The sequence below is a fragment of the Corynebacterium sp. HMSC074C04 genome (assembly GCF_001838295.1).
In the GTDB taxonomy this organism is placed as follows: Bacteria; Actinomycetota; Actinomycetes; order Mycobacteriales; family Mycobacteriaceae; genus Corynebacterium; species Corynebacterium amycolatum.
In genome coordinates, this window is sequence record NZ_KV836270.1 from 213,396 (window position 1) to 226,297 (window position 12,902).

Sequence of the window (12,902 nt, forward strand, 5' to 3'; positions counted from 1 at the left end):
TCTGCCCTAATAAAATTCTGAGAAAGCCCCGCCTATCGGGGGTGGCATTCTCACCAGTTACACCCTGTTGACGCTCCCAAGTCTATGAATTTTTTAGTGTTTGCGCCACGCGCTGACGCACACACCGTCCCGCACAACCTTGCCCCGAGCCCTAGACACGGCAGACTCAGACATTCTCTCTTTGACTCAAAAGGCATTAAAGTAGGTGCAGCATTTCTATGTGGTGCCAATCTGGGGTTCAACCCAGCTACTCAGCCACGCGGCGGTCCTTCACGGCCACCGGTTCAGGCGACAGCCAGTCGCACTGAGCCCCTAGCTACGGAGCCGCCGAAATCCACTAAGTGACACTAAGTGAAAGGTGCGCGCACGAAGCATGTGTGGTCTTCTCGGAATCCTGACTGCAAACTCTGACGCAGCGGAGCTCGTTCCCGTTGTCGAAAGGGCTCTGCCCTGCATGCGGCACCGCGGCCCTGACGATGCAGGCACGTGGCACGATGAGGACGCAGTTTTCGGCTTCAACCGCCTATCCATTATTGATATTGCCCACAGCCACCAACCACTGCAGTGGGGACCAGAGAATCAGCCGAATCGTTACTCCATGACCTTCAACGGCGAAATCTACAATTTCGTCGAACTTCGCGAGCAGCTGGAGAAGGAAGGCTATGCCTTTAATACCTCCGGCGATGGTGAACCCATCGTCGTTGGGTTCCACCACTGGGGAGCGGACGTCGTAAAGCACTTGCGCGGCATGTTCGGCATTGCTATCTGGGACAGCGTCGAACGCAAGCTTTTTCTGGCGCGCGATCCGTTCGGCATTAAGCCGCTCTACTACGCCACCACAGAGCGCGGCACGATTTTCGGTTCTGAGAAGAAGTCCCTGCTCGAAGCTGCGCCGGAGATGGGCATCGATGCGAAGAAGCTGAATAAGCGCGCACTGGAGCACTACGTCGATCTGCAGTATGTGCCGGAACCGGAGTCGCTGCACACCGAAATTGTCCGCTTGGAGTCGGGCTGCACAGCCGTCGTTACGCCTGGCGGCGAAGTTAAGCAGACCCGCTACTTCAAGCCGAGTTTCCCGATTCAGCCAGTAGCTAAGGGCGCTGAGCAGGATGTTTTTGACCGCCTTGCCCGCGCACTGGAGGACAGCGTCGAGAAGCATATGCGTGCCGACGTCACGGTGGGCTCGTTCCTGTCGGGCGGTATCGACTCCACGGCGATTGCAACTTTGGCTAAGCGCCACAACCCGAACCTGCTGACGTTTACCACCGGCTTCGAGCGCGAGGGCTTCTCCGAGGTCGATGTGGCTGCCGAGTCCGCCGCCGCCATTGGCGTCGAGCACATTGTGAAGGTCGTCTCGCCGGAGGAGTTCGCCGGGGCGATTCCGAAGATTATGTGGTACCTCGATGACCCGGTAGCTGACCCTGCACTGGTACCGCTGTACTTCGTGGCCGCAGAGGCTCGTAAGCACGTTAAGGTCGTACTGTCCGGTGAGGGCGCAGACGAGCTCTTTGGTGGTTACACCATTTATAAGGAGCCGCTGTCGCTGAAACCGTTCGACAAGGTTCCCTCTCCCCTGCTGCGCGGCCTGGCTAAGGTCGGCGAAGCTCTGCCAGAAGGCATGCGCGGCAAGTCACTGCTGCAGCGAGGCACTACTCCGCTGGAGCAGCGCTACTACGGCAATGCTCGTTCCTTTAACTTCGAGCAGCTGCAGGAAGTCCTGCCATGGGCAAAGAAGGAATGGGACCACAGCGATGTCACGGCACCGATTTACGCGCAGTCTGAAGGCTGGGACCCGGTGACTCGGATGCAGCACTTGGATTTGTTCACCTGGTTGCGTGGCGACATTCTGGTCAAGGCCGACAAAATCACCATGGCCAACTCCCTGGAGCTGCGCGTGCCGTTCCTCGACCGTGTGGTCTTCGACGTTGCACAGACGCTGCCGGTGGACATGCGGGTTTCTCACGGCACCACTAAGTACGCACTGCGTCGCGCCATGGAGCAGATTGTTCCGGAGCACGTTCTCAACCGCCGCAAACTGGGCTTCCCGGTGCCGATTCGCCACTGGCTGGCGGGCGACGAACTGCACGGCTGGGCCGAGGACATCATCCGCGAGTCCCAGACTGATGAGTTCATTAATAAGGACGCCGTGCTCAAGATGCTCGCCGAGCACCACCCAACCGAGCGCGACCACTCTCGCCGCCTCTGGACCATCCTGGCCTTCATGGTCTGGCACGGCATCTTCATCGAAGACCGCATCACTCCGGACATCGAGCAGCGCGACTACCCCGTCGAGCTCTAGTTCGCTAATTCACTTTACGACGGTCCCCGCGCTGCCATCCTGCCCCGGCAGGCTGCCACCATAGCCGGCGCAACCAAAAGAAAAGGCTCGGACCTCACTCAATTAACAAGAGTGAGATCCGAGCCTTGTACTATCCGACGCTTTTCACAGCGTCTGCTGACAGCTCTGCTCAGCTAATGACTTAGTTGAAGGAGTCACCGCAAGCACAGGAGCCGGTGGCATTCGGGTTATCGATGGTGAAGCCCTGCTGCTCAATAGTGTCCGCGAAGTCGATAGTGGCGCCGGACAGGTACGGAACCGACTGGCGATCAACAACCAGCTTGACACCACCGAAAACCTCGGCGACATCGCCGTCGAGGCTGCGATCATCGAAGTAGAGCTGGTAGCGCAGGCCGGCGCAGCCGCCCGGAGCCACGGAAATACGCAGTGCCAGGTCGGTGGCACCTTCTTGATCCAGAAGTGCCTTTGCCTTGGCAGCCGCAGCTTCGGTCAGGGTAACGCCAGTGCTCTGAGCAGTAGTCATAGCGCGTGTCCTCCTTGTTGAAGTGTTTAAGTATGCGAGTCGACCCCAAGGTCGGCTACGTCATTATTTATCACAACCATACCGACCAGTCTTTAATTCCCAATTCTGGGCTCTCTTTTTCTTTCTCTTTTTCTGAAGTCTCTTCTTGCCGCCACCTCGCAACCGCACCACGGCCTCCGACGCCCCAACGGCGCTCTCTCCGCCTCCGACCCCACGCGGCGGCCACGCCAAAAACCACGCCCCTTGCCCAGCCCCTGGCCCTCAACCTGCAACCAAATTAGGGAAGCACCTTGAAGACCTTATAATCTGGGGTCGTGAATCTACCGTGGAAAAAGAATGACAAAAAGTCCAAGGCAGCTGACGCAACTAAAGCTGACGCAACCAACGCCGGAGACGTAGCCACCGACGCGACCGCATCCAGCGGAGCCAAGGACACCGCTTCGGAGTCTCAGCAGCCCGAGAAGAAGCACAGCGGTGCCTTTACTCCCAAGAAGGGGCGCCCCACCCCGAAGCGCAACGAGGTTGAGCGCGCACGCGGCATCCGCCGTGGCCCGGTCGAGGCACCGCTAACCACTAAGGAAGCTCGCCAGCGCCGCAAGGAGCTCAAGGCCTCCATGTCCAAGGAAGAGCTCAAGGCCGCCAAGGCACGCGAGCGAGCAGAGCGACGTGAGCAGCGTCGCATTGCCGACGAGCGCATGGCCGCCGGCGATCCGCGCTACATGCTGCCGCGTGACCAGGGCGCTGAGCGCAAGTTTGTCCGCGACTGGGTTGATTCCCGTCGCTTCCTCGCTAACGTGTTCCTCCCGTTCGCGCTGATTCTGCTGCTGATTATGATGATTGGCACTTCCCTGCCAAAGCTGGCCAACATCGCATCTCTCATCGCGATGGTTCTCATCATCGCCCTGATTATCGAAGGTATCTACATCGGCCGCCGTGCCATCAAGCTGACGCGCGAACGCTTCCCGAAGACCACCGAGGGAGCCTGGGGGCTGGGCTTCTACGCTTACTCCCGCGCTTCTCAGCCGCGTCGTCTGCGTACTCCGCGTCCGCAGGTCAACATCGGCGACGAGATCAAGTAGCCTCCATCTGCCATGCGCACTCTGGTTCTCGGTGGCGCCCGCTCAGGCAAGTCCTCATGGGCTGAGCACGAGCTGCTGGCCACCGCCGCAGCCTCAACCGACTGTGCCTCAGATGCCGCAGCCTCAGCGGTGTTGCACTACATCGCAACTGCACGGCCCTGGCCCGGTGATAGTGACTTTCACTCCAGGGTCAAGGAGCACCGCATTCGTCGTCAAGCCCAGGCACAAGAGCACGAAGTGGTCTGGTACACGGTTGATGACGTCGATGCGGTGGATGCTCTCGCGTCGCCGAAGCGGCGCATGTTGCTCGACGATGTCGGCACCTGGCTGACGCACATCCTCGACGCGCAGGGGCTGTGGGAGGCGCCGAGGGGCAGCGTCGCGCCGTGGACACACTCGCTTGTCGACGCCGTGCGCAACTTCCCCACAGATTCCGACCTGTTCATTGTGTCGCCCGAAGTGGGCTTCGGTGTCATTCCCGAGCACCGCTCAGGGCGGCTTTTCCGTGATGAAATTGGCCTTCTCAACCAGCAGCTCGCAGCTGTCTGTGATCGTGTTGTCTTAGTTGTGGCGGGCTGCCCTATGGAAGTCAAGGCGGCGAGCTAGATTCACTCCACGCCTCTCCTCCTATGACGGTCTTCCTAGCAATGCGAATAACTGTGTACCAATGGTCGGTACACAAATCGTTTTCGGGTAGCGTTTGAGAGTATGAACGCGGATTATTTTGGACCGGTAGCACGCCCTGACGAAGAGACTGAACAAGCCGCCCGCGTGCGCCATGAGCAGTTGACTAAACCCGCAGGCTCACTCGGCCGGTTGGAAGAACTCGGCATTTGGATTTCGGCGTGCCAGGGAGAATGCCCTCCGCGTGACCTAGACGATTGTCGTGTTTATGTCTTCGCTGGTGACCACGGTGTTGCCCAGGGCGGGGTGTCCGCGTACCCGTCCGAGGTGTCTATCCAGATGCTTGCCAACATCGAGGCAAAGGGTGCCGGCGTGAACGCTATCGCTGACATCGCGGGAGCCACAGTTACCGGTGTGGACATTTCCCTCGACCACGATGCCGAAGGGCCATACCGTATCCGTCGCAGCTGCGGTTCTATCGACCGCGAGGATGCGATGAGCGAGGAGGAGGTCGATAAGGCCATCCGCACGGGTATCGCGATTGCCGACGCCGCCGTTGATGAAGGCGCTGACCTGCTCATTGCCGGCGACCTGGGCATCGGAAACACCACTCCAGCCGCAGCGCTGATCGGTGCCGTGACCAACTCCGAACCAGTTGTCGTCGTCGGCCGAGGCACTGGCATTGATGACGAGGGCTGGAAGCTCAAGGTCGCTGCCGTGCGCGATGCCATGTTCCGCGTGCGTCGCCTGCGCAATGACCCGGTTGAGGTGCTCCGTCGTATTTCCTCGCCGGATATGACTGTGATGGCCGCATTCTTGGCTCAGGCAGCGGTGCGTCGCACTCCTGTGATTTTGGACGGAGTGGTTGTCACATCCGCCGCTCTGCTAGCTGACCAGCTCGCGCCGGGCGCGCGCGATTGGTGGGTCGCCGGCCACAAGTCGGCAGAGCCCGCGCACGCGCTTGCCCTTCGACACCTGGATAAGGAACCACTTCTCGAATACGGGATGCGTCTTGGCGAAGGCTCCGGCGCCGTCGCTGCCCTACCGCTGGTCAAGTCCGGCGTATCCGTCCTGCGCAACATGGCTACCTTCGCCGACGCAGGCGTAAGCACCAAGCACTAATCGACTTGTCCGACAAAGCCGGCCCGTCTCACCAGGACAACCTCGACGGTGATCCCTCCGCTCACGGCAATGCCGTCGCTGAGGCCATCACCACTGCCCTGTCCTGGCTCACTGTCCTGCCTTTCAAAGGCGCGAGCGTGTTCGACCGCATTACCGGCCGCCGCGCCATCGCTGCACTGCCAGTAGCTGGGCTCGTTCCTGCCGCGGGTGCAGTTCTCATCACGGCGGGGCTGTTCGCAACGTCGTCGTCACGCACGCCCACGCTTTACGACGTCACCCCGATCCTCGGCGGCGCCCTGATTATGGTGGCGGCACAGATGTTGACCCGCGCCATGCACCTGGATGGGCTGGCGGATGTGGCAGATGCCCTCGGCTCGTATAAACCGCCGGAGGGGGCGCGCGAGGTGCTGCGCGATCCGAGCACCGGCCCAATGGGCGTGGGCTCCATCGTGCTGACGATGTTGACGACGACGACTGCTTTTGCCGTGATTGTGGCTAGTGTGCTGTCACATTGGTCTGCTGGTCAGATGTGGCCGAGCGTGGTTGCGCTGTGCTTGCCTTTTGTGGCCTCTCGCGCGGCGGCAACGACTGCCTGCTGGCGTGGCTTTCCGCCTTTTTCGAACAGCGGCTTCGGCTCCCTGACGGCTGGTACACAGTCCACCGTGACGGTGGCCTGCTGGTGGACACTGCTGCTAGCTGTGTCGGGCGGGTTGATTGGGCTCGTGGGCGTAGCCGCTTGTGTGCTGAGCTTCGGCGTTACACTGCTGCTGACACAGCACTGCGTGAAGAGGTTTGGAGGAGTCAACGGCGACGTGTTTGGTGCGGTCATTGAGGTAACATGCGCTGTCTGTGCCGTGGTACTTGCCATAGGGTTCTAGCAGGGAAAATGCACGCATTGCCCCCGTTGGGGTTTTCTTTAAAAAGAACTATTGACGGTCACTTTGACGCGGACGTATTCTGAGGGCACACCGCCGGGAAGGCGGAGTACAGGAGGCTCGTTTCGGGGCTCGCCCAAATTATTTTGCGCCGACCGTTTGCCGGGGCGCCAAGAACGAGCACACCTTCTAGCCTCCCAGCTAATTAAAAAAAGCGCGTCCCGTCGCAGCAATGCACGGGATGTGCTTTTCTATGTTGGGGTAATACTCCCAGGTTTGGGTTCTGTGGGGTTTGGGTTCTGCGGGGGGCTAGTGACTGCGGTTATGTTAGCGACGGCGGACCGATGCGAGTTACTGACTGCGTTTATGGCGAAAATGGTCCGAAAAATGGCCTGAAAGTGTCATAAACTCGCACAGCTTCACATCTGCAGCCCATCGTTCTTGGCCTGTAAGTATCATGCTTGGCCTGTCAGTTTTGGGGTTAAGCAGAAAAAGTGTGCCCACCCGGCGATATGCCGAGCGGACACATTCTTGCGGGTTAGCCCCTCCTGCTCAGGAGCTTCCTGAGCTTACGGTTTGTCTTACTCCTTGCGCTTCTTGTTCTGGTAGACGATTGCGCCTGCGATGCCGATAAACACGGCGACCACTGCCACAATGGTGCCAATGACCAGCGGGCTCATACCCTCGTCCTCCATGTCCGACGAGGATGCGGATGCCTGAGAATCCGTATCCGGGGAGTCAGATTCCTTCGACGCATCTTCCGAAGATTCCTTCGACGAATCCTTTTCCGACTCTCCCTTGGCCAGAATCGGCTTATCGGATGAAGTCGGGCCGTTCTTGTCGGTCGGTCGCCAGTCAGGCCCCTTAGTTGGCTTGTTGTCCAGGAGGAATGCGAGCTGGAACGGCTGATCGATACCACTGACCTCTTCATCCGGGCGATAGTTAGCCATTCGGACAGTCGCGTAGTAATAGCCGGCGTTGGCTATAGATTGTCCGCCAACATTGGTACTTCGGTTGTTGTATTCGACCGGACGATCTGTTGACAAATTCAGATCCTCGGAATCCTGATAAAAGTGCATTGTTCCATCCGCCACGGAAACCTCGAATGGATTCAACAGAGCAACTCCCATGGAATCGGCATTATCGCGCTCCGAATTTCCAGTACGGGCAGCAATCACTGGTCGCTGACCCCACTCGACGGGGATCTTGTAGAACTTCTGCTCACCGGGAACGATTGTGTCGGAGATAGTGTCCCCAGACTTGACTTCCGGGGCTTGAGCTGCGTTATTGCCACCGCTTACAGGCTTGGCTTCCCCAAAAGTGGCCTTCTTGTAGGCTTTGTCGCCGGAGGAAGACCGCCCTTCATTTAGCTTGTCAGCATCCTGCTTCTTCAGCACTGGCTCAAACTGAACGCTAACCTCGACCTTCACGGGTTCATCACGATAATCTGCTACTGATTCACTGTCATAGACCCACACGTTGTTTGCGACGAGCCACTTGGTTTGATCACAACTGGATTCTATGCGGTCGCTATCCCATTCAAGAATGCTTGCATCAGCCGAAGTTGGAGTCCACGAATCGGCACTAGCTTCGGCGCCTGTCAGCGACCTCATGCGACCGTCGTCCTGGCATTTTCCGCCGGTTTCATTGATGATTTCGTCAACTTCAGTTCGGACATCCTGCTGCCCCTTACCCTCAGCATCGATATTCGCCAACACCTTTGAGGTAACAATCGCGTTGTGCCCCTTCGGCACTGCGATTCGGTAGTAGAGCGGGGTGCGATCGTGCTGGGCGACCTCTGGCACCAGCGTCGTTTGGTACTTGCCCTCGCCGAGCCACTTCGCGCCTTCTTTAGTCTCGGAGAACTCGAACGGAGTGCCCGTGGTTTCGTAGCCCTGCACTGACCGCTGAGCCAAGAACTTCATGTGGTCTGCCAGCTGGGTGGCATCATCAGCAGTCATGCTTTGACCGCCAGTTGCCTGCGCAACACACTCAAGCTCAGCGCGAGCTTCTTCATCAACCTTGAAGCCCACGGTGTGAATGGTCAGGCCAACGCCCTGCCCCGCCAGTTCTTTCGCAACCTCACACACCGGTGGCGGTGCGCAGGTGTCAATTCCATCGGAAACCAAGATGATTGATCGCTCACCGTCTGAACCAAGCTCATCAGCCGCCTTACGCAGTGCATTGCCAATCGGCGTGTAGCCCTGAGCTTTCAACCCGGCAATCCTGCTCTTCAGGCCTTCTTTGTCGACCTTTTGAACCGGCGACAGCACCTCGATGTCCTGGCAACCTCGCTCGCGGTTGGATTCATCGCTGGATTCGCGCTGGCCATAAACCAGCATGCCAAGTAGCGCATCATCCGGGAGGGAGTCAATCAGCTCCGTGGATGCGCGCTTTGCCGCATCGAGGCGGGTGCCTCCGGCATCGTCGGCAAGCATCGAGCCTGACAGATCCATGATTAGCTCTGCTTTTGCTTCGCCCGTGCCCCCTTCGCCCGTAGGAGCGGGCTGTTCCACCCCGGACGGTGGCGGCGTATCTTGAGCTGCCGCCACAGGAGCCGGGATTGCGCTAAACCCGATCGTCCACGCCGCCAACAACAGCGTGACGACGATGGCTACCCTTAGGCGCTTTGAACTACTTGACGAAAAACTATCTTTAAAAAAGTCTTGAACTACCACCATCACAGCACCTCAAACTGTTTTCCCAACTACAAAAACCAATCGTGTTGGTAGTTTTTCACAGTGACCCCGGTCACGCTAGAGGTATTTTTAATGGCTAAACAAATGCCCTCTGAACAATTCATGAACCATGAGAAAACCGCACAGCTGTTGGGGAACCAGCGAAGCAAAAACGCAGCCCCTGACCAGCAAATACTAATCAGGGGCTGCGAAAGTACTAATTCTCGTAACAACTATTAAATTATCTTTTCCGACTTACGCCGAAACTTAAGCCTCAACGAGCTTGTGAATCCAACCGTGGGTGTCCTCAACCTCACCGTGCTGAATACCAGTCAGACGCTCGCGCAGCTTCATAGTCCACTCGCCAGTGTTGCCGTTATTAATCTCAAACTCCCCCTCAGCGGACTTCACAAAACCGACCGGGGTGATGACGGCAGCGGTACCACAGGCGAATGCCTCGCTCATGACACCGGAAGTGGCATCATTCTTCCACTCCTCGGTGGAAATGCGGCGCTCCTCGACATTCATGCCCAGATCCTGAGCAGCCTGCAGCAACGATGCCCGGGTAATGCCCGGCAGTAGCGAACCGGACAGCTCTGGAGTCACCAGGCGAACACCAGCGTCAGCGGTCTTATCCGGGTAGATGAACGCCAGGTTCATGCCGCCCATCTCCTCGATGTACCTACGCTCGACAGCATCCAGCCACACAACCTGGTCGCAGCCCTTTTCCTCTGCCTGCTGCTGAGCCGCCAGCGAAGCTGCGTAGTTACCTGCGAACTTCGCAGCACCGGTGCCTCCCGGCGCGGCACGCACGTACTCGTGGGAGATCCACACGGTCACCGGGTTAATACCACCGGAGAAGTACGCGCCAGCAGGTGAAGCGATGAGCAGGAAGGTGTAAGAGTTCGACGGGTGCACACCCAGGGTGCTCTCAGTGGAGAACATGATTGGACGCAGGTACAGGGATTCTTCGCCACCAGCTGGCGGCACCCATGCCGCATCGGCCTCAACCAGCAGACGGATTGCCTCGAGAAAGGTCTCCTCCGGCAGCTGCGGCATCGCAATGCGGTCAGCGGAGCGCTGGAAACGACGAGCGTTCTGCTCCGGGCGGAAAGTAACAATGGAACCATCCGGCATGCGATACGCCTTCAGCCCCTCAAAAATCGACTGCCCGTAATGCAGGACCGAAGAAGACGGCTGCATTTCAATCGAACCATATGCCTGCAGCTTGGCGTCGTGCCAGCCCTTGTCTGCAGTCCAGTCAATTCGGACCATGTGGTCGGTGAAGTGCTTACCAAAACCGGGGTTGGCCAGAATCTCCTCGCGCTCGACATCAGAGAGTGGATTCGGGTTACGTTCGATTGCAAATTCCAAAGCAGACATGTCTTTCATCCTAAACCGTCGAGGATCGAGTCGTATCAATACTCGCCCCGAAAGACCGTGTTAGTCAGGCTAATGTCAGCGTCGCGGGCACTAGGCGCGGGTACATTCCAAAAGTCGTGGCGCTGTCTCGTCGGTCCGCTGTCCAGGGGTGAAGGACACGAACCGGCAAATAGGGATACGGTGGTGTACCACATAGTACGACTACAAGGAGATGCAACTACATGCCAGTCCCCGCTAACAATGATTCGACGCAGTTCGGCGCCTCTCGCAACGCCGCAATTTTGTCCAATTACCTGCCGGCTATCGGCACTCGCGTGGTCATCGCTGCCGACAAGTCTCTGCCCGCGGACGCCGACGCGGTTCTCGTCGCGCTTATCGACGGCGAGGATGGCGTCGAGCTGGTCGCACCCGAGGCCATCGGTTCGGTTGCAGAGCAGCTGCTCGCCTCCTTTGAGGCAGTCTCCGCCAGTGCTAAGGCCGAGTCCGTGACCACCATTCCGGCCCCCGCTGGCCTGGATGTCGACAGTGTCACGGGCGTTGGCGTGGGTTCTGAGGACCTGGATGCAGAGGATATCCGCCGTGCCTGCGGTGCCGCTGCCCGCCGTATGTCCAAGGCCAAGGTGGTCTTTAACACTCTCGGCGCCATCGATCCGCAGGCTGCAGCCGAGGGCTTTGCACTGGGCGCTTACGCTTACTCCGGCCAGAAGAGCGCCGAAGAAAGCAACGAGGACACCCAGAAGGTGGTCGTGTTGGGCGCTGATGACGACGTCGTAAAGCGCGTTGCGGCGATTGTGGATGCCGTTGCCACCGCGCGTGACTTCGTCAATACAGCATCGTCGCACCTCTACCCCGAGACGTTTGCTGACGCTGCTGCAGCGCTGGGCCGTGACGCAGGGCTCGAGGTCGAGGTGCTTGACGACGACGCTCTGCGCGCCGGCGGTTTCGGAGGCCTCAATGCCGTGGGTGGCGGATCCTCGCGCGGGCCGCGCCTGGTGCGTCTGGTCTGGAAGGGCGATGAGTCGGCAGAGAAATCGCTGGGGCTGGTCGGTAAGGGCATCACCTTTGATACCGGCGGTATTTCGCTGAAGCCGGGCGCCAGCATGGAGAACATGATTTCCGATATGGGCGGCGCTGCGGCAGTTATTGCCACAGTCGTCCTGGCTGCCCGTTTGGGTGTTTCCACCCCGGTGACCGCAACCGTTCCGATGGCAGAGAACATGCCGGGCGGTAAGGCGTACCGTCCGGGCGATGTCATTACGCAGTACGGCGGTAAGACCATTGAGATTCTGAACACCGACGCAGAGGGCCGTCTCGTACTCGCGGACGCCATTGTCCGCGCCTGCGAAGACAAGCCGACTCACCTGATTGACACCGCCACCCTGACCGGTGCGCAGCTGGTCGCTCTTGGCGAGCGCACCCCGGGCGTCCTGGGTAATGACGAGTTCCGTGACCGTGTTGCAGAGCTGTCTCAGAGCATTGGTGAAAATGGTTGGGCAATGCCGATTCCAGTTGAGCTAGCAGAGGCCTTGAATTCTCCGGTCGCTGACCTGCGGAATGTCACGAACTCTCGCTTTGGCGGTATGAGCGTTGCAGCTGCATACCTGCGCGAATTCGTTGGTGAGGATGTTGAATGGGTTCACATCGACGTTGCCGGTCCGGCCTTCAACACCACCGGGGAGTATGGTTATACCCCGAAGCGGGGCACTGGCGTTCCGGTTCGGACGATGTTCTCTGTGATTGAGGATTTGGCAACGAAGTAGCCGGTCATCCGACTGCGCCCCACCCGGCTGGAATCCTGGCTGAAATGAGCTATTCCACGCACCAGTCGAAAGCGGGCGCAGCCCACGGGGCAAGCAGAGTTTTCAACCTGTAAGCTAATTTGTAATAACCGTCTTAAAACGAGATTTCTTAACTTTTCGAGGAGTGCACAAACATGGCGACCTCTATTGAGATGCCGGAGCTCGGTGAATCAGTTACCGAAGGCACCATTACCACCTGGCTGAAGAAGGTCGGCGACACCGTCGAGGTCGACGAGCCGTTGCTCGAAGTTTCCACCGACAAGGTCGACACCGAAATTCCGTCCCCGGTCGCCGGTGTTCTCACCGAGATTCTCTTTGAAGAAGACGACACCGTCGATGTTGGCGAGGTCATCGCAAAGGTCGGCGAGCCGGGCGAAGAGCCGGAAGGCGCTGACGATTCCGCAGAGGAGACTGAGGAAGAGGCTCCGAAGGAAGAAGCTGAAGAGCCAAGTAAGGAAGCACCGAAGGCCGCTTCCGGTTCCGCTACTGACGTTGAGATGCCGGAGCTCGGCGAATCCGT

Annotated in this window: 10 protein-coding genes; 7 read left to right on the forward strand and 3 right to left on the reverse strand. The window is 58.8% G+C overall.

From position 1 onward, the window contains the following. Nucleotides 1-373: 373 nt before the first annotated feature. Nucleotides 374-2,299, forward strand: coding sequence for an asparagine synthase (glutamine-hydrolyzing) (asnB, locus tag HMPREF3011_RS02175; RefSeq protein ID WP_070841082.1), 1,926 nt, complete (start codon nt 374-376; stop codon nt 2,297-2,299). A 181-nt stretch (nt 2,300-2,480) separates the two neighbouring features. Here asnB and HMPREF3011_RS02180 read toward each other — a convergent pair whose 3' ends face one another. Further along, nucleotides 2,481-2,822: a HesB/IscA family protein gene (locus HMPREF3011_RS02180; RefSeq protein ID WP_005512007.1), complete on the reverse strand. Its 342-nt coding sequence runs from the start codon at nt 2,820-2,822 to the stop codon at nt 2,481-2,483. 314 nt (nt 2,823-3,136) lie between these two features. On the opposite strand from HMPREF3011_RS02180, the gene HMPREF3011_RS02185 reads away from it, so the two are divergent. The 4 genes from HMPREF3011_RS02185 to HMPREF3011_RS02200 all read left to right on the forward strand — a co-directional run bounded on the left by HMPREF3011_RS02185 (nt 3,137) and on the right by HMPREF3011_RS02200 (nt 6,525). Next, nucleotides 3,137-3,901, forward strand: a complete 765-nt coding sequence (locus tag HMPREF3011_RS02185) for a DUF3043 domain-containing protein (protein ID WP_070841083.1) — start codon at nt 3,137-3,139, stop codon at nt 3,899-3,901. Nucleotides 3,902-3,913: 12 nt separating this feature from the next. Next, complete coding sequence (locus HMPREF3011_RS02190; RefSeq protein ID WP_070841084.1) at nt 3,914-4,507, forward strand: bifunctional adenosylcobinamide kinase/adenosylcobinamide-phosphate guanylyltransferase; 594 nt, start codon at nt 3,914-3,916, stop codon at nt 4,505-4,507. A 102-nt stretch (nt 4,508-4,609) separates the two neighbouring features. Next, the gene (cobT, locus tag HMPREF3011_RS02195) at nt 4,610-5,647 is read left to right on the forward strand and encodes a nicotinate-nucleotide--dimethylbenzimidazole phosphoribosyltransferase (protein WP_070841085.1); all 1,038 of its coding nucleotides are present in this window, start codon (nt 4,610-4,612) and stop codon (nt 5,645-5,647) included. Between the two features lie 5 nt (nt 5,648-5,652). Then, nucleotides 5,653-6,525: an adenosylcobinamide-GDP ribazoletransferase gene (locus HMPREF3011_RS02200; protein ID WP_070841086.1), complete on the forward strand. Its 873-nt coding sequence runs from the start codon at nt 5,653-5,655 to the stop codon at nt 6,523-6,525. A gap of 578 nt (nt 6,526-7,103) precedes the next feature. Here HMPREF3011_RS02200 and HMPREF3011_RS02205 read toward each other — a convergent pair. Continuing rightward, nucleotides 7,104-8,978, reverse strand: a complete 1,875-nt coding sequence (locus HMPREF3011_RS02205; RefSeq protein WP_052155534.1) for a vWA domain-containing protein — start codon at nt 8,976-8,978, stop codon at nt 7,104-7,106. A gap of 489 nt (nt 8,979-9,467) precedes the next feature. Beyond that, on the reverse strand, nt 9,468-10,583 hold the full coding sequence (locus HMPREF3011_RS02210) for a branched-chain amino acid aminotransferase (protein ID WP_038625886.1): 1,116 nt from the start codon (nt 10,581-10,583) through the stop codon (nt 9,468-9,470). A gap of 221 nt (nt 10,584-10,804) precedes the next feature. Here HMPREF3011_RS02210 and HMPREF3011_RS02215 point away from each other — a divergent pair, with 221 nt between their 5' ends. After that, entirely contained in the window at nt 10,805-12,343 is a 1,539-nt protein-coding gene (locus HMPREF3011_RS02215) for a leucyl aminopeptidase (RefSeq protein ID WP_081913949.1), read from the forward strand. A gap of 173 nt (nt 12,344-12,516) precedes the next feature. After that, nucleotides 12,517-12,902: biotin/lipoyl-containing protein (locus tag HMPREF3011_RS02220; protein ID WP_305764125.1), on the forward strand; the 386-nt coding region annotated here is incomplete at its 3' end.

Excerpts from the sequence above, each read along its gene's own strand:
- HMPREF3011_RS02210 (WP_038625886.1), bottom strand. The coding sequence starts at position 10,583 with ATGTCTGCTTTGGAATTTGCAATCGAACGTAACCCGAATCCACTCTCT.
- HMPREF3011_RS02190 (WP_070841084.1), top strand. The coding sequence starts at position 3,914 with ATGCGCACTCTGGTTCTCGGTGGCGCCCGCTCAGGCAAGTCCTCATGG.
- cobT (WP_070841085.1), top strand. The coding sequence starts at position 4,610 with ATGAACGCGGATTATTTTGGACCGGTAGCACGCCCTGACGAAGAGACT.
- asnB (WP_070841082.1), top strand. The coding sequence starts at position 374 with ATGTGTGGTCTTCTCGGAATCCTGACTGCAAACTCTGACGCAGCGGAG.
- HMPREF3011_RS02180 (WP_005512007.1), bottom strand. The coding sequence starts at position 2,822 with ATGACTACTGCTCAGAGCACTGGCGTTACCCTGACCGAAGCTGCGGCT.
- HMPREF3011_RS02215 (WP_081913949.1), top strand. The coding sequence starts at position 10,805 with ATGCCAGTCCCCGCTAACAATGATTCGACGCAGTTCGGCGCCTCTCGC.
- HMPREF3011_RS02205 (WP_052155534.1), bottom strand. The coding sequence starts at position 8,978 with ATGGATCTGTCAGGCTCGATGCTTGCCGACGATGCCGGAGGCACCCGC.